Annotated in this window: 23 protein-coding genes and 1 pseudogene; 14 read left to right on the top strand and 10 right to left on the bottom strand. The window is 71.6% G+C overall.

Going from position 1 to position 25,516, the window contains the following annotated elements; all coding sequences use genetic code 11:
- Nucleotides 1–89 precede the first annotated feature (89 nt).
- From BUS84_RS04860 to BUS84_RS04845, 4 genes are all read left to right on the top strand, one after another.
- Nucleotides 90–1,307, top strand: a complete 1,218-nt coding sequence (locus tag BUS84_RS04860) for a sensor histidine kinase (protein ID WP_074312098.1) — start codon at nucleotides 90–92, stop codon at nucleotides 1,305–1,307.
- Nucleotides 1,307–1,951: a response regulator transcription factor gene (locus BUS84_RS04855; RefSeq protein WP_074309081.1), complete on the top strand. Its 645-nt coding sequence runs from the start codon at nucleotides 1,307–1,309 to the stop codon at nucleotides 1,949–1,951. Before BUS84_RS04860 ends, BUS84_RS04855 begins: the two co-directional genes overlap by 1 nt.
- Before the next feature lie 109 nt (nucleotides 1,952–2,060).
- Nucleotides 2,061–3,977 carry a glycerophosphodiester phosphodiesterase gene (locus BUS84_RS04850; RefSeq protein ID WP_074309079.1) on the top strand — a complete coding sequence of 639 codons (1,917 nt, stop codon included), beginning with the start codon at nucleotides 2,061–2,063 and terminating at the stop codon, nucleotides 3,975–3,977.
- 151 nt (nucleotides 3,978–4,128) lie between these two features.
- Entirely contained in the window at nucleotides 4,129–5,178 is a 1,050-nt protein-coding gene (locus tag BUS84_RS04845) for a zinc-dependent alcohol dehydrogenase family protein (RefSeq protein WP_074312095.1), read from the top strand.
- Nucleotides 5,179–5,244: 66 nt separating this feature from the next.
- On the opposite strand, the gene BUS84_RS04840 is transcribed toward BUS84_RS04845, so the two are convergent.
- Both BUS84_RS04840 and BUS84_RS04835 read right to left on the bottom strand, forming a co-directional pair.
- Nucleotides 5,245–6,912, bottom strand: a complete 1,668-nt coding sequence (locus BUS84_RS04840; protein WP_074309077.1) for a glycoside hydrolase family 10-like protein — start codon at nucleotides 6,910–6,912, stop codon at nucleotides 5,245–5,247.
- Between the two features lie 126 nt (nucleotides 6,913–7,038).
- On the bottom strand, nucleotides 7,039–8,115 hold the full coding sequence (locus BUS84_RS04835; protein ID WP_074309075.1) for a glycoside hydrolase family 19 protein: 1,077 nt from the start codon (nucleotides 8,113–8,115) through the stop codon (nucleotides 7,039–7,041).
- Between the two features lie 178 nt (nucleotides 8,116–8,293).
- Here BUS84_RS04835 and BUS84_RS04830 point away from each other — a divergent pair, with 178 nt between their 5' ends.
- Both BUS84_RS04830 and BUS84_RS38945 read left to right on the top strand, forming a co-directional pair.
- Nucleotides 8,294–8,626 (top strand): putative quinol monooxygenase, encoded by a 333-nt coding sequence (locus tag BUS84_RS04830; RefSeq protein WP_074309073.1) that lies wholly within the window; start codon nucleotides 8,294–8,296, stop codon nucleotides 8,624–8,626.
- 147 nt (nucleotides 8,627–8,773) lie between these two features.
- On the top strand, nucleotides 8,774–9,328 hold the full coding sequence (locus BUS84_RS38945) for a hypothetical protein (RefSeq protein ID WP_208869525.1): 555 nt from the start codon (nucleotides 8,774–8,776) through the stop codon (nucleotides 9,326–9,328).
- A gap of 108 nt (nucleotides 9,329–9,436) precedes the next feature.
- On the opposite strand, the gene BUS84_RS04820 is transcribed toward BUS84_RS38945, so the two are convergent.
- The 5 genes from BUS84_RS04820 to BUS84_RS39590 all read right to left on the bottom strand — a co-directional run bounded on the left by BUS84_RS04820 (nucleotide 9,437) and on the right by BUS84_RS39590 (nucleotide 13,909).
- Nucleotides 9,437–10,231, bottom strand: a complete 795-nt coding sequence (locus tag BUS84_RS04820; RefSeq protein ID WP_074309071.1) for a S1 family peptidase — start codon at nucleotides 10,229–10,231, stop codon at nucleotides 9,437–9,439.
- A 164-nt stretch (nucleotides 10,232–10,395) separates the two neighbouring features.
- Complete coding sequence (locus BUS84_RS04815; protein ID WP_074312091.1) at nucleotides 10,396–11,136, bottom strand: N-acetyltransferase; 741 nt, start codon at nucleotides 11,134–11,136, stop codon at nucleotides 10,396–10,398.
- Between the two features lie 94 nt (nucleotides 11,137–11,230).
- Complete coding sequence (locus BUS84_RS04810; RefSeq protein WP_074309070.1) at nucleotides 11,231–12,031, bottom strand: LacI family DNA-binding transcriptional regulator; 801 nt, start codon at nucleotides 12,029–12,031, stop codon at nucleotides 11,231–11,233.
- A 61-nt stretch (nucleotides 12,032–12,092) separates the two neighbouring features.
- Nucleotides 12,093–13,610 carry a VCBS repeat domain-containing M23 family metallopeptidase gene (locus BUS84_RS04805; protein ID WP_084757209.1) on the bottom strand — a complete coding sequence of 506 codons (1,518 nt, stop codon included), beginning with the start codon at nucleotides 13,608–13,610 and terminating at the stop codon, nucleotides 12,093–12,095.
- Nucleotides 13,611–13,633: 23 nt separating this feature from the next.
- Complete coding sequence (locus tag BUS84_RS39590; RefSeq protein WP_084757207.1) at nucleotides 13,634–13,909, bottom strand: hypothetical protein; 276 nt, start codon at nucleotides 13,907–13,909, stop codon at nucleotides 13,634–13,636.
- A 1-nt stretch (nucleotide 13,910) separates the two neighbouring features.
- Between BUS84_RS39590 and BUS84_RS39585 the strand changes: the two are divergent.
- Both BUS84_RS39585 and BUS84_RS39580 read left to right on the top strand, forming a co-directional pair.
- A pseudogene (locus tag BUS84_RS39585) lies at nucleotides 13,911–14,369 on the top strand (hypothetical protein); the annotation flags it as partial.
- Between the two features lie 149 nt (nucleotides 14,370–14,518).
- Nucleotides 14,519–14,740, top strand: a complete 222-nt coding sequence (locus tag BUS84_RS39580) for a transposase (protein ID WP_167627010.1) — start codon at nucleotides 14,519–14,521, stop codon at nucleotides 14,738–14,740.
- A 78-nt stretch (nucleotides 14,741–14,818) separates the two neighbouring features.
- On the opposite strand, the gene BUS84_RS04785 is transcribed toward BUS84_RS39580, so the two are convergent.
- Nucleotides 14,819–15,193 (bottom strand): nuclear transport factor 2 family protein, encoded by a 375-nt coding sequence (locus BUS84_RS04785; RefSeq protein ID WP_074309068.1) that lies wholly within the window; start codon nucleotides 15,191–15,193, stop codon nucleotides 14,819–14,821.
- A gap of 69 nt (nucleotides 15,194–15,262) precedes the next feature.
- On the opposite strand from BUS84_RS04785, the gene BUS84_RS04780 reads away from it, so the two are divergent.
- From BUS84_RS04780 to BUS84_RS04765, 4 genes are all read left to right on the top strand, one after another.
- Entirely contained in the window at nucleotides 15,263–15,859 is a 597-nt protein-coding gene (locus BUS84_RS04780) for a TetR/AcrR family transcriptional regulator (protein ID WP_208869524.1), read from the top strand.
- Nucleotides 15,860–15,988: 129 nt separating this feature from the next.
- A complete protein-coding gene (locus BUS84_RS39575) occupies nucleotides 15,989–16,141 on the top strand; it encodes an ABC transporter ATP-binding protein C-terminal domain-containing protein (RefSeq protein WP_244298380.1) in 153 nt (50 codons plus the stop codon).
- The gene (locus tag BUS84_RS04770) at nucleotides 16,141–16,911 is read left to right on the top strand and encodes an ABC transporter ATP-binding protein (protein WP_074309064.1); all 771 of its coding nucleotides are present in this window, start codon (nucleotides 16,141–16,143) and stop codon (nucleotides 16,909–16,911) included. The genes BUS84_RS39575 and BUS84_RS04770 overlap by 1 nt, the downstream gene beginning before the upstream one ends.
- A 33-nt stretch (nucleotides 16,912–16,944) precedes the next feature.
- A complete protein-coding gene (locus BUS84_RS04765; protein WP_074309062.1) occupies nucleotides 16,945–17,748 on the top strand; it encodes a class I SAM-dependent methyltransferase in 804 nt (267 codons plus the stop codon).
- Nucleotides 17,749–17,903: 155 nt separating this feature from the next.
- Here BUS84_RS04765 and BUS84_RS04760 read toward each other — a convergent pair whose 3' ends face one another.
- Complete coding sequence (locus BUS84_RS04760; protein ID WP_074312087.1) at nucleotides 17,904–20,228, bottom strand: acylase; 2,325 nt, start codon at nucleotides 20,226–20,228, stop codon at nucleotides 17,904–17,906.
- Nucleotides 20,229–20,521: 293 nt separating this feature from the next.
- Here BUS84_RS04760 and BUS84_RS04755 point away from each other — a divergent pair, with 293 nt between their 5' ends.
- Entirely contained in the window at nucleotides 20,522–21,502 is a 981-nt protein-coding gene (locus BUS84_RS04755; RefSeq protein WP_074309060.1) for an ATP-binding cassette domain-containing protein, read from the top strand.
- The gene (locus tag BUS84_RS04750) at nucleotides 21,499–22,326 is read left to right on the top strand and encodes an ABC transporter permease (RefSeq protein WP_074309058.1); all 828 of its coding nucleotides are present in this window, start codon (nucleotides 21,499–21,501) and stop codon (nucleotides 22,324–22,326) included. The genes BUS84_RS04755 and BUS84_RS04750 overlap by 4 nt, the downstream gene beginning before the upstream one ends.
- 2 nt (nucleotides 22,327–22,328) lie before the next feature.
- On the opposite strand, the gene BUS84_RS04745 is transcribed toward BUS84_RS04750, so the two are convergent.
- Nucleotides 22,329–25,508 (bottom strand): ATP-binding protein, encoded by a 3,180-nt coding sequence (locus BUS84_RS04745; protein ID WP_074309057.1) that lies wholly within the window; start codon nucleotides 25,506–25,508, stop codon nucleotides 22,329–22,331.
- Nucleotides 25,509–25,516 lie beyond the last annotated feature (8 nt).

Genomic DNA, 25,516 nt, shown 5'->3' with positions numbered 1-25,516 from the left:
ACGGATCGCCGCTCGGACCCGTCCTCCGGATCGTTCGGGGCCGGGTCCGGCCGGTGGCCGCGTGGGGTGCCGCCGATAGAATCGCCGCGATGATCCGCACAACGACGTCGGCGCTGGCGTACCTGCTCAGCAGCCTCGTCGCCGGTGTCGTCGGCCTCGCCTGGAGCCTCGCTTCCACCCTCGCCGTCAGCCTGCTGTCGATCACGCAGCTCGGTGGTCCGGCGTTCCTCGGCGCCACCTGGGTCACCCGGCGCCTCGCGGACCTGGAGCGGCACCGGGCTGGTTGGGTGCTCGGCGCCGCCATCGCCGCGCCGTACCTGCCGAGCGAGGGCGGCACCGTCCGGCAGCGGGTCCGCGCGGTCGCCGTGCAACCGGCCACCTGGCGTGACCTGGCCTGGCTGGTCGCGGTGTTCCCGCTGGGCCTGGCGGGCGGGATTGCCGCCATCGTGGTCACCGTCGTCGATTTCGCCGCCGTCGTGGCGCCGGCGTGGGCGTGGGCCGTGCCGAACCCGCACGCACCGTTCCCGATGCGTCCGCTCATGACGACGGTGCCGGGCCCGTTCGGCCTGACCGTCCTCGGCGTGCTGCTGTTGCCGGTCACCGCGTGGTTTCTGCGGACCGCCGGGCGCGCCCAGGCCCGCGCGGCCCGGGGCCTGCTGGCGCCCGGCACGCACCGACAGCTCGTCGAGGAGGCCGCTCGTCTCGCACGAACCCGCCGTCGGGTCGTCGATGCTCAGGCGGCGGAGCTGCGTCGGATCGAGCGGGACCTGCACGACGGCGCCCAGGCCCGGATCGTGGCCGCCGGCATGACGCTGGCGCTGGCCGCCCGCAAGCTGCGCACGGGTGCGGCCGCCGCATCCGACGTGGACCTCGCCCGCCGGCAGCTCGACGACGCCCTCACCGAGCTGCGCCGGCTGGTACGTGGCATCCACCCGCCGATCCTCACCGATCGGGGGCTGCACGCCGCTGTCGCCGCCCTGGCCGGCGACAGCCCCCTCGCCGTCGAGATCCGGGGCGACCCGGCCGACCGGTATCCGCCAGCGGTCGAGTCGGCGGCCTATTTCGTCATCGCGGAGGGTCTCGCCAACGCGGGTAAGCACGCCGAGGCCCGGACCTGCGTCGTCACCCTCGCCCGACGCGCCGGTACGGTCACCGTCACGCTCACCGACGACGGGCAGGGCGGCGCCGACCGGGCCGGCTCCGGGCTCGACGGCCTGCGCCGCCGCGTCGAGGCACTCGACGGCAGGCTCACCATCACCAGTCCACCCGGCGGTCCCACCGTCCTGTCCGCGGAGCTGCCCCACTGATGCGTATCGTGATCGCCGAGGACCTGCTGCTGCTTCGGGACGGCATGGTGCGGCTGCTGACCGACACCGGCCACACCGTCGTCGCCGCCGTGGACACCGCACCTGCCCTGCTGGCGGCCGTCACCGAGCACCGGCCCGACCTGTCCATCGTCGACGTTCGACTGCCGCCTGGCTTCCGCGACGAGGGGCTCCGCGCCGCCCTGACGCTGCGGGCGACGGACCCGGACACCAAGGTGCTCATCGTCTCCCAGTACGTCGAACGGGCCTACGCCGTGGAACTGCTCGCCGACGGCCGGGGCGGTGTGGGCTACCTCCTCAAGGACCGGGTCACCGCCCTCGACGACTTCCTCGACGCGGTGCAGCGGGTCGCCAACGGTGGCACCGCCCTGGACCCCGAGGTGGTACGGCAGCTGTTCACCCGCAACAGCCGCAACCACGGCATCGACGGGCTCACCGCACGGGAAGGTGAGGTGCTCGGCCTCATGGCCCAGGGCCTGTCCAACGCGGCTATCTGCGCCGCGCTCGTCCTTGCGCCGGTCTCGGTGGAGAAGCACATCACCAACATCTTCGCCAAGCTCGACCTGCCGCCGGCTGAGGACGCCAACCGACGCGTCCGCGCGGTCCTCGCCTACCTCAACCACTAGCGACTCCCGCGGGCATCCGCCTTCTGCTCCCGGTCGGTACATCCAGCGTTCGGGCTTCAGCCACGCTCGATTGATCATCAGTTCGGGTCCGCTTCCTACCGTCCGGACCATGACTGTCCTATCCGCATCATCGCCGCTCGGCCGCGCCGTGACCAGGCTCGTCACGGCGCGTACCCGGGCCGCCGCCACCATCGCCGCGCTCGCCGTCACCGGCGCTGCCGTCGCGGTGGCCGTCGCGACGTCGTCGCCCGCCACCGCCGAACCCGGCAACGTCGTCGTTTCGGAGAACTTCTCCTCCGGGTCACTGCCCGCCGGTTGGAACGCGGTCGACGGCGCGTGGAAGGTCGAGAACGGCCGCCTGTACGGAACCTCCGCCAGCTCGGGCGAGAACAACAAGATCACTTTTGGTCGGCACCTGAGCGACTTCCGGCTCGAGGCGACCATGCGCTTCGAGTCGGTCTCCGCCGCGACCCGCTGGGCATCGCTCGGCATCGACGTCCCGGCTGATGGCGCCACGCCGTGGTGGATCGCCACCATGCGCAGCGGCACCACCGCCGCCAACGGTCTCGAGTTCGCCCAGCGGACGACGGTGAACGCCTGGGTCGTGACGAACACCGCCTCCGCCCCGTACGCCGCCGGCACCGGTCGGGACGTCCGCGTCGCGGTCGAGGTGCACGGCAACCAGGCCCGCTGGATCTTCGACGGGCGGGAGGCGATGCGCACGAACAGCCTCCAGCGCTCCCCCAACGGCGTCCAGGCGCTCTTCGTCAACGGCGGCACCGTCTCGTACGACGACGTCACCGTCACCGAGCTGCCACCGAACGGCTACATCCGCCCGGAGGGCAGCCCGTTCACGGTGATCGCACACCGCGGCGCGTCCGCCGCCGCCCCGGAGAACACCCTGGTCGCGCAGGAGATCGCGCGCAAGGGCGGGGCCGACTGGATCGAGAACGACGTCCAGCCGAGCAAGGACGGCGTCCCGTTCATCCTGCACGACGGCACCGTCGACCGGACCACCGACGGGAGCGGCAACGTCCGCGACCTGACCGCCGCGCAGATCAAGGCGCTCGACGCCGGCTCCTGGTTCGGTCCGCAGTACGTGGGCGAGCGGGTGCCGACCCTGTCCGAACAGCTCGCGGACCTGCGTAATCGGGGTGGCAGCCTGCTGCTGGAGATCAAGGGCAAGCACACCAGGGCCGAGGTCGCGACGATCATCCAGGTGATCCGGGACGAGCAGATGATGGGCCGGGTATTCGTCCAGAGCTTCGAGGTCGACGCCCTCAGGTACACCTACGAACTCGCTCCCGAACTGCCGCTCGGTCTGCTCCGCAGCAGCCTCGACGCCGATCCGGTCGCGATCTCCAGGGAACTGCACCTCACCGCGTACAACCCGGACGGCAACGCGCTGCTCGCCAAGCCGGAGGTCGTCGCCCCGCTGCACGCCGCCGGCGTCGCCGTGATGGCCTGGACGATGGACTCCGCCGGCCTGTGGCAGCGGTTGGAACGGATCGGCACCGATGCGGTCATCACCAACCGCGCGTCCGAGTTGGCCGGCTGGAACTCGGCGTTCATGCAGCGGGCCTCGGCCGACCCGACCGTGCAGATCACCTCACCGGTCGACGGGGCACGGCTCGACCGGGCCCAGTCCCCGGTGATCGCGGTCGCCGCCACCAACGCGGACACCGTCACCGTCACGCTCGACGGCAACAAGTCGGCCGTCGGCCGCAGGCTCGACCTGGTCAAGCTGACCGCGGGCAGGCACACCGTCCGCACCGAGGTGACCGGCCCGGAGGGCACCGCGACCGCGACCAGCACGTTCACCGTGACGGTGAGCCAGGCCGGGCTCGGCTACCTGATCCTCACCTCCGGCGCCGAGCCGGCCGCCATCAACGCCATGACGGTCAAGCTGGTCCACGCGCAGTACGCCGAGCTGGCCACCTACGTCGACCGGCAGGCCGGCAAGCTGGTGCCGGCCGAGGTCGCCAGTGTCATCGCCGCCGACGCTCGGACCCTCGCGTTGAAGTAGTCCGCCGCCACGCAGTGCGTCCCCGCCGTCGGCTGCGACGGCGGGGACTCTCGTCGCCGTGGGTGGGACCTCTCGCGGCGGACAGCCGGCCCAGCGGCTGCGGGTGGGGTGGGGCCTTCGGTCGGCCCGTCGGCGTGTGAGGATGCGGCGCATGCGTGCCGTGATCTTCGACGAGTTCGGTGGCCGACCCGAGGTCCGTGACATCCCGGACGCGGTGCCGCCGCCCGGGGGCGCGGTCATCCGCGTCGAGGCGACGGGGTTGTGCCGCAGCGACTGGCACGGTTGGCAGGGCCACGATCCCGACATCCGCCTGCCGCACGTCCCCGGTCACGAGTTCGCCGGCGTGGTCACGGCCGTCGGCGCCGGCGTACGCCGCTGGCGGCCCGGCGATCGAGTCACGGCGCCGTTCGTCTGCGCCTGTGGGCAGTGCCCGACCTGCCTCGCCGGCGATCAGCAGGTCTGCGAGCGGCAGACGCAGCCTGGCTTCACCCACTGGGGCTCGTTCGCGGAGTACGTGGCGGTGCGGAACGCCGACGTCAACCTGGTCCGGCTCCCCGACGAGCTGGACTACCCGGCCGCGGCGGCGCTCGGCTGCCGCTTCGCCACGGCGTTCCGGGCCGTGGTCGGCCAGGGGCGCGTCGCCGCCGGCGAGTGGGTGGCGGTGCACGGTTGCGGCGGTGTGGGCCTGTCCGGGGTGATGATCGCGGCGGCCAGCGGCGCGCGGGTGGTGGCGGTCGACGTCACCCCCGGCGCGCTCGAGCTGGCCAGGAGCTGCGGGGCCGCGGTCTGCGTGGACGGCAGCGCCCTGACCGGTCCCGGCGCGGTGGCCGCCGCCGTTCGGGAGGTGACCGGCGGCGGCGCGCACCTGTCACTCGACGCGTTGGGCAGTCATGCCACCTGCACGGCCTCCATCGAGAGCCTGCGCCGGCGCGGCCGGCACGTGCAGGTCGGGCTCCTCCCCGCCGCACAGGGCCGGCCGGCCCTGCCGATGGATCTCGTGATCGCGTTTGAGCTGGAGCTGCGGGGCAGTCACGGCATGGCCGCGCACGCCTATCCGGAGCTGCTCCGGCTGGTCACCGCCGGCGTCCTACGCCCCGCCGAGCTCGTCACCCGCACCATCGGCCTCACCGAGGTGCCCCACGCGCTGGCCACGATGGACCGGCCCGCCCCCGGCGGGATGTGCCTCATCCAGCCTCACTGAACGGGCGTGTCGCACCTGCTTCGCGGCCCGGGCGGTGCCGAGGCGGCCAGGGTGACGGAGACCGGTCTACGGCGATGCCGGCGCGGCCGCGCTGAGTGGGCCCTCGTTCCCGCTGCGATCCAGCGCGGACACGCAATAGGTGAGCGGACGGTCGGCCGGGGCGGTGCGGTCGACCCAACCCGTACCGCGGGCGGTGCCGACGAGCAGGGCCGCGTCGCCATCCACCCGGTAGACGGCGAAGCTCACGGCGCCCTCCCCGCGCCAGGTCAACGCCACCCCGCCGGTGTCCGCACTCCGCACGTCGGTGACCTCGGGCGCGGCCGGTGGCGCCGCCGGCAGCTGCGCCATCGTGGGCACCAGCGCCGGGGTGGCGTAGTGCGCCGCGCTGTACCGGCTGACCGCCCCGAGCTTGTCCGCGCGCACCTGCCTGGCGCTGAAGTGCACGCTTCCGCTCACCCCGTGCCGGCGGTTGAGGGCGAGCTGGCGGTCCAGCTCGCCCGGGTCGCGCCAGGCGCCGCGCTCGCCCACCCGGTAGTCGGCCTGGCCGATGTAGAGCTGCACCCGGGTGCCCTTCACCGTGGCCGCCCACCACGGCAGGAGCTTGGCGTAGTCGGCCTTGTCGAACCCGATGTGCCAGTAGAGCTGCGGTACGACGTAGTCGAGCCACTGCTTGCGTACCCAGAGTCGGGTGTCGGCGTAGATGTCGTCGTAGCTCTGCAAGCCGGCCGTAGCGGAGCCTGCCGGGTCGGTGCGCTTGTTGCGCCAGATGCCGAACGGGCTGATGCCGAACTTCACCCACGGCTTGATGGCCTTGATCCGCTCACTCATCTCCCGGACCAGCGTGTTCACGTTGTCGCGGCGCCAGGCGTCCTTGTTCGCGAACCCCCCGCCGTACCGGGCGAACGCCGCGCCGTCCGGGAAGTCCTGTCCGGCCTCCGGGTACGGGTAGAAGAAGTCGTCGAAGTGCACTCCGTCGACGTCGTACCGCTGGACCGCCTCCAACATCGAGTCCTCGACGAAGGCGCGCGCCTCAGGAATTCCCGGGTTGAAGTAGAGGCGGCTGCCGGGCCGGTCGGCACTGGGGTAGGTCACCACCCAGTCGCGGTGCCGCCGCAGCGGGTGTGTCGGCGCGAGCTGGTCCAGCCTGGGTCCCGGTCCGCCGACCGTGGCCGGCTGTCCCCCACGGTACGGGTTGAACCAGGCGTGGAACTCCAGGTTGCGGGCGTGCGCCTCAGCGACCATGAACTCCATCGGGTCCCAGCCCGGGTCGCGGCCGTCGCGGCGTCCGGTCAGCCACTCTGACCACGGCGCGTAGCTGGACGGCCAGAGCGCGTCCCCGCTCGGCCGTACGTGCACGAAGACCGCGTTGTGGTTGCGCCCCACGGCCAGGTCCAGCCAACCCCGGAACTCCGCCCGCACCGTCTCGGCCGGCAGCCCGCGACGGCTCGGCCAGTCGATGTTGTTCACGGTGGTGATCCACATGCCGCGCAGCTCGCGGGGGGCCCGGGCCGGTTGGCCGGCGCAGGTGGGGTTGCCACCCGCCGAGTCGGCGTCGGGCGCTGCGCTCAGGGCGGCCGCACCACCCGGCAGCGGTGCACCGCCGCCGCCCGCGACCCGGTCCCACAGCGACCAGGCGCCGACCGCGACCACCATGACGAACGTGGCGACCACGGCGACGAACGCCCCGGCACGGCGGCGGTGAGCGGAGTCAGGGGGCGGATCGGCGGCGGGCATTGGCCCAGTCTGCCCAGTGCCGCCGGCGAGTGTAACCACTGGCCCGTTACTTAACAATCCGCTAAGGCTCCCCGCTTGCCGGGCCTCGACACCACGCGGCAACGGGTGACGAGGCCCGGCCGCGCGTCAGCAGTACAGGTTGGCTCCGGCCGACACGCCCAGGATGCCAATGAACTGCTGGTACCTGGTGACGCGGCTCTGCACCTGGGCGGGATTCCCGCCGTTGCACTCGATCGAACCGTTGATGCTGCGGATGGTCTCACCGAACCCGGCGCCGGTGACCATCGCGTTGTTGGCGGTCATGCTGCCCGGCCCGTTCTGGGTCATCCAGTACCAGATGGCGGTCTTCCAGGCCACCGCGGCATCGTTCTGCACCAGCCACGGGTTGGTCAGCAGGGGTAGCCCGAGGGCGTTCCCGGCGGCGTTGTAGTTGAAGTTCCAGCTCAGCTGGATCGGCCCGCGACCGTAGTAGGCGGCCTGCCCCGCCGGGCATCCGTACGGCTGGCCGGGGTCGCAGTAGTGCGGGTAGTTCGCGGTGTTCTGCTCCACCACGTGGACGAGTCCACCGGTCTCGTGGTGCACGTTCGCCAGGAAGGCCGCGGCCTCCTGGCGTTGGACGGTCGCGCTGCCGGTCCTGGTGAACGCCGAGTAGGCGCTGAGTGCGGCGACGAGCCCGGAGTACGTGTAGAAGGAATTGCGGCTTGGGAACATCTGGTTGAACTGGGCCTCGCTGACCACGAACCCTCCGGGGTTGGTGGGCGGGTTGGTGGGCGGTGTGCCGCCGCAGGTGTAGGGCTCCCAGTACCAGGTGCTGATGACGGGGTCGTAGCCCGGGTTGTCGTGCTCGGCGATGTAGTACAGGCCGTTGGTGTACCGCACGATGCTGCCGGTGGCGTACCAGGTGCCGGCGACCCAGTTCGGGTGGTTGCAGCTTCCCGTGGGTGGCGGCGTGGTGCCGCCTCCGCAGGCGCCGAGGTCCTGCCAGACGCCGGTGGTGCCCGGCGGAGCCTCGCTCTGGGTCCACCACTTCGCCTGGTAGTTGCGGCCGTTGTGGGAGACCTGGGCGCCTCCCGTGTAGACGGCCGAGGACTGCCACGACGCTGCGCAGGCCGCAGCGGATGCGGCGGTCGCCGGGATGATTGCCACCAGTCCGCCGGCGACAACCAGTGCCGCAAGCGCGACCAGGGCCCGCAGTCTCGACATGGGATCACTCCTTCCTGGGATACGACGTGCCGATGACTCGACCACTCATCGACAGGAGTGACTGTAACACCTACTGTTCACAATCCTTACTATTCCCGGAGGCAAACCCGCGCACGCCGTCCGCCGGCGCACGGGATGGTTGCTGCCGATCCTTCGTCGCCTGGGTAGCCTGGACGCCATGATCTTCATTACCGCCAAGTTCCGGGTTCTGCCCGAGCACGCCGACCGGTGGCCGCAGATCGCCGCCGAGTTCACCGGCGCGACCAGGGCCGAGCCGGGCTGCCTGTGGTTCGACTGGTCCCGCAGCCTGGACGACCCGGCCGAGTACGTGCTGGTCGAGGCGTTTCGCGACGACGAGGCCGGCGCGGCGCACGTGCAGTCCGCCCACTTCCGCAAGGCGCAGGAGGACCTGCCGCCCCACCTCGCCGAGACGCCTCGCATCGTGAACGCCACCGTGGCGCAGCAGGACTGGTCGCTGCTCGGCGAGATGGCCGTCCCCGAGCGCCGCTGAGCCATCCGAGGACGCGCAGCCCGCCGAGGGCGCGACGTTCCTGAGCTGCGATGTGGCCGAGATGGCCCGGACAGGTCGCGACCGGGTAGCTCCGATGATCCGGCTCGACAGGGCCCGGTCGACTGACACATCGGCTTGGATGGGCTGATGGACGTCACCAAGGACGGGCGACGCTGGCGGATCGGTACGGCCAGCAACGTCGCCTGGCTCGCTGGCCGAACCACGCACGGTGTCTCGATCACCACAGCGATCCCTCCGGTGTTCGACGCCTACGCCACCTTTTACCCGCCTGATGGTGTCGCGCTCGCAGCCCACGAACGCGCGGTGGTCGACGAACTCGCCGAGCAGACCGCCGACCAGCCCTGGTGGCTGGGCTATCTCGACACCGGCGCACACGACATCGTCTTCCCGCTCGCTCCGATGGTGTCCCTCTACTGGGACTGGCGCTATCTGCTCGTCGAGGCCGGCCCCCGACAGGCCCTGACCTGGCGGACCGGCCACATGCGCGGCGAAGGATCGCTGCCCGACCTGTTCTTTCCCGCGGATCACTCCTGGCTCGTCTCCGCCCTCTGGGACGACACCTGGACCGACATCGGCGGCGATGCGGCCCTGATCACCGCGCTGCACCGCAACCCGCTGGTGAACGCCCGCCCTGTCGGACCCGACGACGACGCCCTCCCGCCAGGGCTCACGCGCGACTGACCCTGACGGTGGCCCGCGCCGCGTCGATCGTGGTGGCTCATTCAAGGCCGGCGCTCGCATGCGGGCGGCCCGGCCGTCGCCGGCCGGGCCGCCCGATCGGGCGTACGGTCAGCCGCCGAGGCTCGCGGCGGCGGAGGCGATCGTCGAGGCGAAGTAGCTCACCTGGGTGTAGACACCCGGATAGTTGGGCCGGGCGCAGCCGTTGCCCCAGCTGACGATGCCGACCTGAACCCAGGCGTTGCTGGCGTCGCGGCGGAACATCGGGCCGCCCGAGTCCCCCTGGCAGGTGTCCACGCCACCGCTGGCGTAGCCGGCGCAGATCTCCTGCGCGGGGATGATCTCGCCTCCGTAGTAGGAGTTGCAGGTGGAGTCGCTGACGAACGGGACGGTCGCCTTGAGCAGGTACCGCTGCTGCGAGCCGCCCTCGCGAGCGGCGCCCCAGCCGGCGACGGTGAAGGTGCCGTTGTCGTACGCGGTCGTGTTCGCGATCTTCAACGTGCTCAGCCCGGTGACGGGGGTGGCCAGCCGGATCAGCGCCCAGTCCCTGCCGCTGCCGTTGTAGCCGGGAGCCCGGTAGACGTAGTTCGACCGGACGGTGATCCGGCTGGACGACTGGAGGTCGACCACCCCGAGCGTCGCGGTGATGCTGGTGTTGGTACCGGTGGCGCCCACGCAGTGCGCCGCGGTGAGCACCAGCCGCGAGCTGTACAGGGCCCCGCCGCACCCCATCGAGAGCCGGACCATGAAGGGGAACTCGCCCTGGGCGGCCCGGGTACCACCGACGACGTTGGGCGTCGGAATGACGTCGGCCGCGGCCGACGGTGCCGAGAGAGTGAGACTGCCCGCGGTCACCGCGGCCAACACGGTGGCCAAGAGGCCGGTGAGGGTACGCCAACGAGCCATGCATTCCTCCGCATCAGGGCGGCACGCCTCGTGAGCGCACCTGAATCACGATGCGGTCATCATATTGAAATCAATGGATCTGACAGGACATCCTCTCTGGGTCGTACCGCCAGCGCTATGGATCGCCACCGGGGCCGGCCGCTCCGATGCATGCGGAGCGCAGGTCAGAGTTGGTGGCGGACCCACACGTTCGGTTCGACGTAGACGCCGTGGTTGTGCTCGACGTCGCACCAGACCGGGACGAGCGCACCCGGCACGCGCACCGGGCCGGTGCGATCGAAGGGCAGGCCGGTCCAGCGCCGCCACTCCTGCAACGTGCCCGGGATGGTCATCGAGCGTGGCGCCACGGAGTCGATCACCCCGCCAGCACGGACGTGCGTCCGCAACCAGGGGTCCTCCGGCAGGCCGTCGTCGCGGACGCGGACGGCATACCGGTCCATCGGCTCGTCGGGAACCGCGTGCTTGCCGCTGGGGCGTACCGGCGCGACGAGAGTGTCATGACCGAGCCGGCGGGCGTTCTCGCGCATCGCGTCGAGCATCCGAGCGGACAGGCCCCGGCCGCGGGCCTCGGGGCGGACGCAGATCTCCAACGCGGAGACGATGTTCGTCGGCGTGCCGGCGAGGCGGTTGATCGTCGCACGCTGCACCATCCGGTCCCATCCGCCCGGTGGCAGCCGCTCCTCGGTCCAGGCCAGCGGCACGCTGTAGGCCCGCGCCACCGCCCGGCCCGGCTCGGTGGGGTCGATGGCGAGCAGGACGTACTCCGGGTACAGCTCGTTGGCCACCGCGTAGTACAGCGAAGCCATCGGATCCCATTGCATGAACTCCGGCCAGGCGCCGTCGAAGTCGTCCAGCAGCGGTGCGAGGTCGGGCCGCTGCGCGACCGTCACGATTTGAAGATCCATTCGGCGGACGATAGCGGACCGATACGGCGAGAGCACCCGGGTTTCCTCCTCGCCCTGCCGGGTCATGACTGCCTCTCGATCGCCGTCACACCTGCTACCTGTCCGGCCGGTCGGCGACTGCCACACGGGGATTCGTGCTTTCCCGGCGGACCAGCCGGAGCGGCGTCTGCACGGTCAGCGGCGCCGTGACCTCCGTACCCTCGATCCGGGCGACGAGGCGGCGTACCGCGAGACGGCCGATCGCCTCCTTGTCCGGCGCGATGGTGGTGAGGGTCGGGGTGCTGAACCGTCCCTCCTCGACGTCGTCGATGCCGATCACCGCGACGTCCTCCGGCACCCGGTATCCGGCCTCGGTCAACGCCCGAAGCGCGCCGATGGCGACCAGATCGTTGTAGCCGAACACCGCGTCCGGGAGTTCGCCGAGGGCGAGCAGGTCACGCATGGCCTTCCTGCCGTCATGTCGGCCGAACTCGTGGGTGGGGGCGACCAGCCGCGGGCGGTACGGCAGGCCGGCCGCGGCCAGGGCCTCGCGGTAACCGCGCATCCGCAGGTGCGCCGACTGCCGGTCGCCGTCGTCGCCAGCTCCGATGAACGCTATCCGGCGGCGCCCGATCTCGACCAGATGCTGGATCGCCGCGTGACTCGCGGCGACGTTGTCAATGGCGATGTGGTCGTGCGACACGTCGTGGACGCCCTCGCCGATGAGAACCAGCGGGCTGTCGACGGTCCGGGCCAGCACCTCGTCTCTGCAGATACGCACGGGACTGAAGATCAGGCCGTCGATGATGTGCCGCCGGGAGCCGTCGAGAAGAAGCAGCTCCGCCTCCCGGTCCGCGGCGGTGTTCTCCATCAGCCGCCGCCGGCTGATCGGCGAGGACGCGGGAAGGTTGGACATCGGAACCTCCTTGGTCCGGTGACAGGGGGGAACTACGAGCCGGAGGCCGCGTACGGGCGGGTCAGAGGGTCGTCTCGTTGGGCAGGCCGAAGAAGTCGTGCCACTTGACGCCGCCCTGGAAGGCGCTGCCGGTCGAGAGGCCGACGTAGACGTCGTTGAGGCTGCCCCTGGTGAAGGCGATGACGTCGTCCTTGCCGTCGCCGTCGTAGTCGCCGAGGTAGGGGAACTCGCCGGCCAGGCAGAAGAAGTCGTTCCACTTCACCGTGGTGCCGACGAACGAGGTGCCGGTGGAGACGGCCGCGTAGACGTCCGCGTCGGCGTTGCAGGTGAGCGTCACGATGTCGTCGCGGCCGTCACCGTTGATGTCCCCGACGCGCGGCTGTTCCGTCCCGACGGCGAACAGGTCGTGCCACGTCTGGGCGGCGCCGAAGGAACTGCCCGTGGAGAGGGCGACGATGACGTCCGCCGCCGTGGCCGGTCCCTGGGTGAAGGTGATGATGTCGTCCCTGCCGTCGCCGTCGACGTCACCCAGGGCCGGATACTCGCCGGCGATCGAGAAGTACTCGTGCCACTTCAGCGCCGTGCCGGTGAACGACGACCCGGTGGACAGCGCCACGTACACGTCCCCGGCGCCGTCGTGGGTGAAGGCGACGATGTCCTCGCGGCCGTCGCCGTTGACGTCCCCCACCGCGGCGACCTCGGCGTTCGGCGCGAACCAGTCGTGCCACTTCGTGGCGCCCGCGAACGACGACCCGCTCGACAGCGCCACGTACACGTCGGCCAGCGAGCCGTGGGTGAACGCCACGACGTCGTCGCGCCCGTCGCCGTTGAAGTCCCCGGACAGCAGCGTCTCGTCGTTCAGTCCGAAGAAGTCGTTCCACTTCACCGACGTCCCGGCGAACGAGGATCCCGTGGAGGCCGACACGTACACGTCGTTGAGCGATCCCCGGGTGAACGCGACGATGTCGTCGCGGCCGTCGCCGGTGAAGTCCGTCGGCGAGCCGGCCAGGTACCGGCCGCCGGACGACCCGCCGCAGTTGTCACTGACCAGGTACTTCTGGTTGTACTGAGCCGGGTAGGGGGCGAGCGAGACGCCGTTGATGACGATCGTCTGCCCGACGCCGTTGTAGAGCTGCTCGTAGTGGACGTGCGGGCCGGAGGAGTTTCCCGTGCTGCCCGTGATGCCGATCTGCTGGGCCTGCTGCACGTACGCGCCGTTGGGCACTGAGTAGGCGCTGAGGTGGAAGTGGTAGGTGGTCCACCCGCCACCGTGATCGATGACGATGTAGTTGCCGGCCCCACTGGGTTGCGAGTAGTGCCGGGCCACGCCGGCGGCGGAGGCGACCTGCGGAGTGCCTCCGGTGGTGCCGCCGTCGGCGCGGACGAAGTCCAGCGCCTGTCGGACCTCGGCGCTGTGGTGGTCGTACGTCCACCGTTGCCCGCAGGGGAACGGCGCCTTGAAAGTCGGTGCGGCGAACGCGGGCGAGGGCGGCGCCACCACGGCGGCCAGGACCGCCGCGGCCAGGGTGAGAAGCGCGACCAGGGCGCGACGCGCGGGGGTACGCGAATGCCGGAACATGGCGTGACTCCTGTCGGGGGTGCTCACAGGGTCGTTTCGCCGTTGAGGCCGAAGTAGTCGTGCCACTTGGTGGCGCCGAGGAAGCCGGTGCCGGTGGAGAGCCCCACGTGGACGTCGTTCGTGGCGCCCTTGGTGAAGACGATGATGTCGTCCATGCCGTCGCCGTTGGCGTCGCCGAGGTAGGGGAACTCGCCCGCCAGGCAGAAGAAGTCGTTCCACTTGACCGTGGTCCCGGCGAAGCCCGTCCCGGTGGAGACGGCCGCGTAGACATCGGCGTCAGCGTTGCAGGTGAACGTCACGATGTCGTCCCTACCGTCGCCGTTGATGTCACCGACGCGCGGCTGCTCCGTTCCGACGGCGAACAGGTCATGCCACTTCTGGGCGGCACCGAACGAACCACCGCCCGACAGCGCGACGATGACATCACTCGCGGCGACCGGACCCTGCGTGAACGTGATGATGCCCCGTGCCAGCCTCCCTCCCGCCGGGAGAGGCGCCCGACCCGCCGAGCGCTGGTGCGGCGATCGTCAAGCCGCTCCCCCCGGGCCTGCTCACCTATCGCGACGGCAACGCCGAGATCCGGTGGGAGGCCATAACTGGGCAGGGCCACGTGGTCCCGACCGACCGGTTCTTCGTCCGCAACCACACCAGCACCCACGAGTGGATGTCGACACGTGGCGGTTGCGTCTGTTCGGCACCGGCCTGCGGGGCAGCCCGACGCGGGACGACGCGGTCGAGTTCGACTACGACGATCTGCGGACCATGCCCGCCAAGGAGACCACGGCCCTGCTGGAGTGCGCGGGCAACGGCCGCCTCCACGACCTGCTCGCCACCGCTCGCACCCACACCGACCGCGAACAGATCTGCCGACTGTTGTATCGGTTCTACCGCCGTTGCGCCGAGCCGACGTGCCCGAGCTCGAGCGCCTCGCCACCACCGTCGAAGTGTGGTGGCCGCAGAATCTCGCGTTCCTGCACGCCGGCATCACCAACGCCGGCTCCAAAGGCACCAACCGAGTGATCAAAACCGTTGCCGGCGACGCCTACGGCTTCCGCAACCCGAACAACCAGCGCCTACGCACCCGCTGCGTCACCACCCGGAACACCTGCGGGCACCTCAACGCCCGGTAAGCCAGAGCCCCATTTGAGCGGGCATGAACCTCACCGAGGTCGTCAAGCGTCGAGGCGGCGCTTGACGTACCTGTGGAACTATTCGGATGGCACCGTCCGGGTGGCTTGGATGGCCCGGCGCAGCCGACCGTCAGCAGCCAACTCCCCGAACATGTAGATCTCCGTGGTGATGGTGCCGCCCTTACGCAGCTCCGCGATGAGCCGGTACCGGGCGGCTACCTGGTCGCCGTCCACCAGCGCCTGCTCCACCTCGACACGGAGACCAGCTGCCCGTTTGCGGGCCGGACGGATGTGATCCAGCAGCCGCTTCCGGTCCAGCAGCACGCCGTCGTTGACCAGCTCATAGTCCGGTGTGTGGTAGCGGTCAAGCACAGTCGCCGGATCCTCGTCGCCCAGCCCCGCTTCCTGCGGATAGGAGACCAGATAGCCGGTCAGATCGGCATGGGGCGTCATTTGATCTCCCTAAAACGAGTTATCTTTTACAGAGTGTCCACGATAATGGTGGACGGTAGATTAGACAACATGTCAGAGATAACAGGTGGTCGGCGCCGCCGACGGCGTTCGGACGCCGAGCGCAGCGCCGCCGCCGTACTCGACGCCGCCGTCCAGGTGCTCGGTCGGCATCCGGCGGCGAAGGTGGAACAGGTTGCCGCCGCAGCTGGCGTCACCCGCCAAACCGTGTACGCCCACTACCCGTCCCGGCCGCTGCTGGTGGCCGCGGTCATCGACCGCATCACCGCCGAAGCCGTCGCCGCCCTCGACGCCGCCAACGTCGACAGCGGCACCGTCACCGAGGCGCTGCTGCGCTGGCTGGACGTCACCTGGCGGCTGTTCGACCGGTACCCGCTGCTCCTGCACCCCTCGGTGACCGCCAATGACCAGGCGGACTCCGACCGTCAGCATGCCCCGGTCATCGACCGCCTGGAGCGGCTGATCAGGCGTGGCCAGGCTACCGGCGAGTTCGACGGCACCCTCAGCCCGGCCTGGTTGGTCTCCGCGACCATCGCGCTCGGTCATGCGGCCGGCGGTGAAGTTGCCGCTGGCCGCATGACCACCGCACAGACGGTGGCAGCGCTGCGCCACAGCATCCTGCGCGTGTACGGCGCCCGCGAGCCCTGATCAGCGACGGTCTCCTGCCACTCGCAGGTCGCCCGCCTGCTTCTGCTCGACGAACCGGCGGCCGGGCTGTCCGCCACCGAGGTCGGCCGGCTGGTCGAGCTGCTCCGGGCGCTGCCCAGGGCGGTCGCCGTGTTACTGGTCGAACATCGACTGGATCTGGTGTACGCCCTCTCCGACACGGTCACCGTGCTGCGCGACGGCCGGACGTTGGCCGCCGGGACGCCGGACGAGATCCGTACCTCGCCGCTGGTGCGGCAGGCCTACGCCGACGGGGTGTCCTGATGCTGTCTGTGGAGCGTCTCTGCGCCGGCTACGCCGGCGGAATCGTGCTGCACGAGGTGAGCTTGCGGGTGCCTTTGGGCAGCATCCAGGCCGTGGTGGGTCGCAACGGCGCGGGCAAGAGCACCCTCGTGCACACGATCGCCGGCCTGGTGCGCGCATCCAGCGGTCACATCGAGATCGGCGGGGTGCGGGTTGCCGGCCGGCAACCCCACCGCATCGCTCAGTCCGGGGTCGGTCTCGTCCCGCAGGGCCGGCGGGTCTTCTCCCGGTTGACCGTGGCCGAGCACCTCGTCCTGGCGGCCGCGCCGTGGCGTGCCGCGACCGCCGGCGGCGAGGGCTGGACGGTGGCCCGGATCCTCGAGCTGCTGCCTCGGCTGGCGGTGCGGCTGCGTCACCGCGGCTGCGAGCTGTCCGGCGGCGAGCAGCAGACGCTGGCGATAGCCCGTGCCCTGCTCAATCAACCACGGGTGCTGCTGCTCGACGAACCGTGTGAGGGGCTCGCCCCCGACCTGGCGGCGCGGGTCCGCGAGCTCATCGGTGGCCTGGCCGCCGACGGGTTGACCGTGCTGCTCGTGGAGCAGCAGCTCCAGCACGCGATCGAGATCGCGGATCGGGTGGCGGTGCTGGAGTACGGCCAGGTGGTCTATGACCGACCGACGGTCGAGGCCCGTACCGATCCGGCCCCGCTGGCGGCGATGTTGACCGTCGCCGCCGCCCCGCCGCCCCCGGCCAACCGAGCAACCCCTCGGCTCTGGGCCGACACCCCGTAGGTCACCCGACCTTTCTCGGAGAGGTAGACACCGATGGCAACCGCTACCACCGATGGCGCGTACACCTTTGACAACGGCGCACCGGACGCCGTCCCACAGATGCAGGCGCTGGAGTCCTTCCTGGATCCGATCACAATGCGTCGCCTGGCCCGCCCGGTGCTGCGCCTGGGGGCGAGGTGCTGGGAGGTCGGAGCCGGCGGGGGCTCGATGGCCCGACGGATCGCCCGGGCGGTCGGCGAGGACGGTCACGTGCTGGCCACGGACATCGACCCCACGCACCTCGTGGCCGAGGGCAACCTGCACGTACGCCAGCACGACGTCCGCACCGAACCGCCGCCCGGGGACGCGTTCGACCTGATCCACGCCCGACTGGTGCTGCTGCACCTGCCCGATCGACGACGGGTCCTCGGCACGCTCGCCGGCGCGCTGGCTCCCGGCGGGTGGCTGGTGGTCGAGGAGTTCGACTGCACCGCGCCACTGCGGGTGCTGACCGCACCGAGCGACGACGCGGCGAAGCTCTTCGCGCAGGTGATGGACACCATGATGGGTGTCCTGCAGGAGCACGGCGCCGACCTGGGGTGGGCGCAGGACGTGCACACCGAGATGGCCCTCGCCGGTCTGACCGACCTCGACACCATCACCCACTCGCAGAGCTGGGTCGGCGGTTCGACCGGAACGTCGCTCTACGAGACGAACTCCCGCCAGCTGGAGCCGGACCTGCTCGCGTCGGGACTGTCAGCCAACCAACTGAACGCGTTCCGCAGGCTGGTCCGCGATCCCGGGTTCGCCGTCATGTCGTACCACCTCGTCTCCACGCGGGGCCGTCTACCGGGCTGAGAGGCAGGTGGACCACCGCGCGGAGAACCGTTCGCGCCTCGGGTACCTGTCGCGCCGCAGCCCACCCCCGCTGAGCCGGACAGTTCTGCCGGAGGCGATGACCGGCACCGGCCGGGCTCCCCGCCAGGGAGCCCGGCCGCCTGCGTGCCGGCGGGTCAGTGGTGGCGGCCCTCCCCCACCCGGTACGTGCGCAGGTTCGGGTCCGCCTTGATCTGCGCCTCGGTGTACTTGATCGTGTCCCAGCCCTTGCCGGAGTAGAGGGCGGTCTGGTCGGCGTACCAGGGTGAGTTCGGGTTGGTGGACTGGGAGTAGGTCAAAATCTGCCGCCCGGACGGCCCGTTTCGGCCCAGCTCGACGGCCATCACGAACGACGAGCCGTGCACCACCTTCGGGTAGCCAACGCCCGGCACCCGGTTGTTGACGATCATGTTGAAGATGCCGGCCTCGGCGCGTCCGCCGTGGATCGGGATACGCCGGTCGCCGCGCGGCTCGGTCTGGATGTCGCCGAGTCGGGCGTCGAGCGGGATGCCGGCGAGGCGCTGCTCGGCGTCGGCGAGCGCGGTGCGCACGGCCGGGTTGGCGGTGTCCAGCCGACGCGGTGTGCGCACCGGGTCGGTGACGGCGAAGGTGTCGGCGAAGCGCAGCCCGTTGGCCAGGACGAACTCGGTGAACAGGTGCGCGCCGCGACTGTCCAGGTCCGCGTGCAGGTCCCAGCGGGCCAGGGAGGCGCAGGCTGCGCGCAGGTCGACCGTCGCTCCGTTCGAGGCGGTGCCGGTGGGCTGGGCGGTGCAGAGCGCGACCAGGTCGTCGCGGACCAGTTCACCGCCGTACACCCGGTTGCCGAAGACCGTCCGCCACAGCCGGTCGGCGGTGAACCCGCGCCCCGGCAGCCCGTCGGTGCCGGCGAGACGCTGCTGCACCTGGTCGAGGCCGAGACGGGTACGCAGGCTGCGCGGAGTGCCCTCGTCGCCGAGGATCCGCGCGTAGCCCTCCAGCGGGGCCTGCGGGTTGGCCAGCCAGTAGCTGTCGTTGGAGTTGGTGACGTAGTCGGTGCGGAAGCGGACCGGCAGGTTCGCCGGGCCGAGGATGCCGGGCACGGCGGCGTCCGGGTCGGCGCCGAGCGCGCAGGACGACCGGGAACCGTCCAGGACGGCCTGGCCGCTGCTGGCGTAGAGCGGCTGGAACGGCGCCGGGATGCAGGCGGCGGCGAGGGCGTCGGTCACCCGGGGCACCACCGAATGGTCGGCGTAGAGCGCCTCGCCGCGGGCGTCGGCGGCGATCACGTTGACCCAGGGCAGGAACTGGTAGCGGTCGAGCACCCGCTTCAGGTCGCGGACCGTCTCGGCGCGGCCCATCTGCAACCAGCCGTCGAAGGCCCGGTTGTTGGTGGCGTTGATGTCGGTGATGGCGTACGCGGTGCCGGCGGTCCAGTCGAAGGTGCCGGGCACCACCACGACCGGCCCGAAGTGGGTGTCGTGAAAGGTTCGGCTGACCGGTACCGTGTCGCCGTTCGGGCCGGGGACCTGGACGGTGACCGTGCGGGTGGTCATCTTCCGCGGCTTACCGTCCACGTAGTACGAGGTGGGGTCGCCGGGGACCAGCGCGAGGCGGTGCCACACGAACCGGCGGGCCGTGGAGACGGTGTGGCTCCACGCGAGGGTGCGGTTGTGCCCGATCTCGACGATCGGGTCGCCGATCAGCGCGGCGCCCTCGACGTCGTAGCGGCCGGGCACCTTGAGGTGCATCCGGTAGAAGCGTTCCGCGCCGTCCCACGGGAAGTGCGGGTTGGCCAGCACCATGCCGCCCCGGTTGGCGGTCGCCGCCTCGCCCAGCCCGTACGCGTTGCTGCCCACCCCGGCGGGGGCGCCGTCGCTGGCGGCGAGCACGGCGGCCGCGCCGGGCGCGTCCTGGACGGCGGCCGGGCCGGTGGCGGTGGGCGGCGCGGCGGCGACGATCCCGTCGAGCATCGCCCGCGAGCCGGCCCGGACCATGCTGGCCCAGCTGGTGCGCCAGATGTCCAGCTCGGTCAGCGGGCGCACCCACGGCCTGGCCCGGCACGCCGGGTCGGTGAGCCTCGACGCGCCGGTGCGGCGCAGGTAGGAGTTGTAGCCGGCGACGAAGCCGCGGATCTGGTCGCGGACGTCGTTGGACGGCGAGTGCACGCCGTCGCGGCGGCCGTCGAGCAGCCGCTCCACAGACCGGTCGTCGATGGCCTTGCGGAAGAACAGGTCGCTGCGCACGTTCGCGTCGGTCGGGCCGGTCGCGCCGAAGTAGCGGGAGCGCTCGCCGTTGACCGTCACCACCTTCTCGGCGATGACGCAGAGGTTGTCCTCCGCCTGCACGTACCCGACCCCGAAGCCGAGGTTGGCGTAGCTCGTGGCGGTGATGTGCGGGACGCCGTAGGACGCGCGGCGGATCTCGGCCGAGTAGCCGTGATCACGCTGGTGCGCGCCGGCCGGGGGCCCGCTCAGCCCGGCCATGACCAGGCCGAGGACCACCCCCGCCGCGCCGAGGCGTTGTGCTGCTGTCACCGCGTCCTCCCCCCGTCGCGTCCCCCAGCCGCCGTTGCCGGAGGGACATTCACGTTGATCGGCATTCTCGTCGCTGCCGCACCGCCCCGTACACCCCCGGCGCGCCGACCGCGCGCTGTGGTGCGGTCAGTGGCGAGCCGCCGGCGCGCAGCGGCGAAGCCGCCACGGCTTCGGCGACGTGTCGGCGCCGGTGTCGGTGGCGTGTCAGGGCCGTGTCAGGCGGCCCCCGCACGCTGTACGACATGACAGCTGACCTGGTGATCGAGGCCGAGGGCCTCGTCAAGACCTTCGGGAAGACGAGGGCGCTTCAGGGCGTGGACCTCGCCGTACCCCGGGGCACGGTGCTCGGGGTGCTCGGCCCCAACGGCGCCGGCAAGACCACCGCCGTACGCATCCTCTCCACGCTCCTGGCCCCGGACGGCGGCACCGCCCGGATCAGTGGCTTCGATGTCGTCCGCGACGCCGAGCGGGTGCGGCAGACCATCGGCCTCACCGGCCAGTACGCCTCGGTCGACGAGGACCTGACCGGGCGGCAGAACCTGGAGCTGTTCGGCACGCTGCTGGAACTGGGGCGCAACGGCTCCCGGCGGCGGGCGGCCGAACTGCTCGAATGGTTCGACCTGACCACCGCCGCCGACCGGCAGGCCAAGACATACTCCGGCGGTATGCGCCGACGGCTGGACCTGGCCGCGAGCCTGGTCGGCTCGCCGGACGTGATCTTCCTGGACGAGCCGACCACGGGGCTCGACCCGGCCAAGCGCGAGGACATGTGGGACGTGGTCCGGTCGCTGGTGACGAACGGCTCGACGGTCCTGCTCACCACGCAGTACCTGGAGGAGGCCGACGCGCTCGCGGACGCGATCACGGTGATCGACCACGGCCGGGTCATCGCGTACGACACACCCGAGGGGCTCAAGCGGGTGGTCGGCGGCCAGACCCTCGAGGTCCGGCCGTCCGACCCGGCGCACCTGCGCCGGGTCGCGGCGATCCTGTCCGAGGTCGGCTCCGGCGCGCAGGCCGACGAGATCCGCAAGGGCGTGCTCGCGGTGCCCGTCACCAACGACGAGGCACTGACCGAGAGCGTCGCGCGGTTCGCCGCCGCGGGCATCGCGGTCACCGAACTCTCCCTGCACCTGCCGAGCCTCGACGAGGTGTTCTTCACCCTCACCGGGCGTACGGCATCCGAGGACGACACCACTAGCCTGAAGGAGGTCGCGGCATGAGCACCCTGGTCACCGCAGCACCCACGACGAGTCCGGTGCTCTCGACGGCCGTTCCGAACCCACGACCGTTCCGGCTCGTCCGGCACTCCCTGGCGCTCGCCAAACGCAGTCTCATCAAGACCTGGCGTACGCCCGAGGCGCTCATCGACGTCACGCTGCAACCGGTGCTGTTCCTCATCATCTTCGTGTACATCTTCGGCGGCGCGGTCGCCGGATCCACCCACGACTACCTGCAGTTCCTGCTGCCCGGCATCCTGGCGCAGACCATCGCCACCGGCGCCATCGCGATCGGCGTCAACCTGAACACCGACATCGCCAAGGGCATCTTCGACCGGTTCCGGTCGCTGCCGGTCCCCCGCTCCGCGCCACTGGTCGGTGCGGTCCTGGGCGACGTCGTCCGGTACGTGATCGTCACGGTCTCGACCCTCGCGATCGGTTACCTGCTCGGTTTCCGGATCGACTCCGACCCGCTGCGGGCGATCGCCGGCTGCCTGCTCGCGGTGCTGTTCGCGCTCTGCCTGAGCTGGCTGCCGGTCTTCGTGGCGATGAAGGTGCGCACCCCGGGCGCCGTGCAGGGCCTGATGTTCGCGCTGATCATGCCGTTGAGCTTCGCGTCCAACGTGTTCGTCAGCGCCGACACGCTGCCGGGCTGGATGCAGGCGTTCGTGGACGTCAACCCGATGACCCACCTGGTGGCCGCGGTGCGCGGGCTGTTCCTCGGCACACCGGTCGGCTCGCACGTGTGGTGGACGCTCGCCTGGTGTGCCGGCTTCGTGGCGGTGTTCATGCCGCTGGCGCTGCGCGCGTACCGCAAGAAGATCTGAGCCTAGGCGAGCAGGCTGTCCATCAGCTCGCGGATCCGGGCGATGACCGGGGCGACCGGCCGCTCGCGCCACGCGGCCAGCAACGGCTCACGCTGCTCCTCGTCCCCGAGGGCGGCAGTGAGCCGTTCGGCGTCACCGGGCGGGGCGAAAAACCCGAGTTGGGCGCCGACGCGCGTCCCGAGGGCGGACAGTTCCCGCACGGTCGCGACATCGCCCCGGTACGCCGCCAGTTCGGCGCCACCGAGCGCCCACGACCCGATCACCGGCAGATCCCTCGTCGACAGGGCCTCGTTCCCGGCGAGTGTCAGCAACGCGGCCGCGGTGGCGTCGGCGTCCTTCCCCGGGACAGGTCGCACCTGGGCCATCCGCAGGTGGAGGACCGCCACCGCGACCCGGAGCATGACGCGCGGCTGCGGTGGCGCGCCGGCCCACCCGGCCAGGCTCCGGGTCACCCCGTCGGCGTGGGCGAGCGCCTCGTCGTACCGCTCGCGTTGCCATGCGAGGTGGGCCAGCCCGAGGCGCGCCAGCGCGGCGTCCATCTCCTCGGCCTCGCCCGGCGTCGCCGTCTCGCCCAGCCGCCGCTCGGCTTCCGGGTCGCCGGTCAGTGCGAGCTGCACGTCCAGCCGTACCCGGATCGACCGGGCGTCCTGCGCCGCACCGACCAGTTCCATGTGCCGGATGCTGCGCGCCAGCCACTCGGCCGAGCCGGCGTCCTTGCGCGGGATCAGGAACTGCCCGACGGCACCTGCCGCCATCGCCATGCCCCAGTGGTCACCGGCCACCTCGAAGCGGCGGTACGCCTGCTCGGCGTCGACGATCGACGCCTCGGGCATGCCGCCGTTCTCGCGTACCGCCGCGCGGGCGAAGAGTCCGAGCCCCTGCACGTACGGGTCCGGGTGCGCGATCATCTCGGCGGCGGCCTTCATGCTCTCCTCCGGGTCGGACGCGTCGAAGCCCGGCAGCGCCGACGCGAGCGCGGTCAGCCGGGGCGACACCTCGTCGGGCCGCTCGGCGAGGACGATCCGGAGGGCCCGCCGGGCGAGGACGGCGAGCCGGAGCTCGCCGCTGATACCGGCGTTGACGCCGATCAGCAGGCACGTCCAGGCGAGCCGGTCGGCGTTGGGCGTTGGGTGGCCGGCGGCCCGGCCGCGCAGGATCGCCGAGCGTCGCCGTCTGTCGGGGTCCGCGACGTGCAACAGGCCGCGTGCCCACCCGACGACCTCGAGGTGCAGGCCGCGCACCGTCCAGACGTGGAGCAGCGCGGTGGCGACGTCGACCGCGGCTGGCTCGTCGTCGTGCCCGAGCGCCCAGCGCAGGCCGGCGACCAGGTTGTCCTGCTCGGCGGCGCAGCGGGCGAGCGCCTCGATCTGGCCGGGCCCGACGAACCGGTCGGCGAACGCGACGGCCTGCTCCCGGGCCCAGCCGACCAGGCCGGCCATGGCCGGTTCCCGGTCACCGGCCGCGTCGAGCCGGGCCTCGCCGTACTCACGGACGGTTTCGAGCATCCGGTAGCGGGGTTGACCGTCGCCCTCGACCAGGGTCAGCAGGGACTGTTCGACGAGCGTCGCCAGGCCCCGTCGTACGTGCGGGGTCCGCGCGACCGCGGCGGCGAGGTCCGCGGTGAACGCCCCGGGGATGACTGCGATCCGCTGGAGCAGCTCGCGGTCGTCGGGCGCGAGCAGTTCCCGGCTCCAGTCGACCATCGCCCACAGGCTCGCGTGCCGTTCCGGCAGGCCCCGCAACGCGTCGTCGAGCAGCGCGAACCGGTCGGTCAGCCCGGCGAGCACGTCGTCGATCGGCATGTGCCGCAGTCGCGCGGCGGCCAGTTCGAGAGCCAGGGGCAGGTTGTCGAGCCGGTGGCACAGCGCGAGCGCCCGTTCGGTGTCCCAGGTCGGCACCGCGCCACCGGCCCTCGCCCGGGCCTCGATCAGCCCGAGCGCGTCGGCGTCGGGCAGCACGGTCAGGCGGTGGACCAGTTCGCCGGCCAGGCCCAGCGGGGCCCGGCTCGTCGCGAGGACCGCGACCTCCGGCGGGATCACCGCGATCAGGTCCGCGACGACGGTGGCCACCGCGTCGAGAACATGCTCGCAGTTGTCCAGCACGACCAGCCCGTCGAGGTCCGGCGCCACGGCGCGCAACCGTTCCTCGGGGCTGAGCACCCGCCGTTCGAGGCCCAGGTTGCCGCCGGTCGCCGAGGTGTCCGCTCCGCCGAGTGCCGTGAGCACCGTGGGCAGCACCTCGTCGGGCGAGCGCAGGCCGGCGAGTTCGATCACCCGTACCGGCCGCCCGGCCGCCGTCGCGCGCCGCGCCACCTCGGCGGCGAGCCGGGTCTTGCCCGCGCCGCCGGTCGCCACGATCGTCACCAGCGGCGCCTCCGTCAGCGCTCCGCCCACTGTCTCGACGTCCCGCTCCCGGCCGACGAGGGCGGTTAACGGCCGGCGCCACGCGGCGGGCAGGGTGATCCGTGCCGGTGGCCGGGGTAGCGCCACGACGGCCGGGGTGGTGAGTTCGCCGCGCAGCAGCGCCAGGTGCACCTGTGTGATCACGGGCGACGGATCGGTGCCGTACCGGTCGGCCAGTTCGGCGCGAAGTCGCTCGACCACCTCCAGCGCGTCCGCGTCCCGGCCCTGGGCGGCGAGCACCCGGACGAGCAGGGCCGCCGACGGCTCGTCCGGCGGGGTACGCGCGACGAGCCGGCGCAGGTCCGCCTCGTCGAACGGCCCCGCACCGGCGAGTGCGGCCTGTGCGCGCAGCGCGGCGACGTCGGCGAACAGGCGCGTCTCCTCGGCGGTGACGAGTTCCGGGACCTCGGGGAACAGCGCACGGGCCTGGTCGGCCGAGTTGCGGGCGCCAGGGACGTCACCGGTACGGAGTGCGGCACGCCCCCGCTCGACGAGCGCCCGTACCTCGACCGCGTCGACGGAGATCTCCTCGACGGGCAGGCGGTATCCCCCGGGCACGGCGACCACGGGCAGCCCGAGGCGGCGTACCCGGGACACGAGAGCCTGGACGGCGCCGGTCGCGTCGTCGGGTGGCGTGCCGTCCCACACGGCGTCCACGAGCAGCGTGGTGGAGACCGCCCGCCCACGCGCGTCGACGAGCGCGCGGACCACCGCAGCGAGCCGCTCCCCCCGGACCGGCTGGCCGTTGACGGCGAGCGGGCCGAGGATCGTGATCTGCACGGACCTAG

Source organism: Micromonospora cremea (assembly GCF_900143515.1).
Taxonomy (GTDB): Bacteria; Actinomycetota; Actinomycetes; order Mycobacteriales; family Micromonosporaceae; genus Micromonospora; species Micromonospora cremea.
This window is presented reverse-complemented; position numbering and strand designations above follow the sequence as displayed.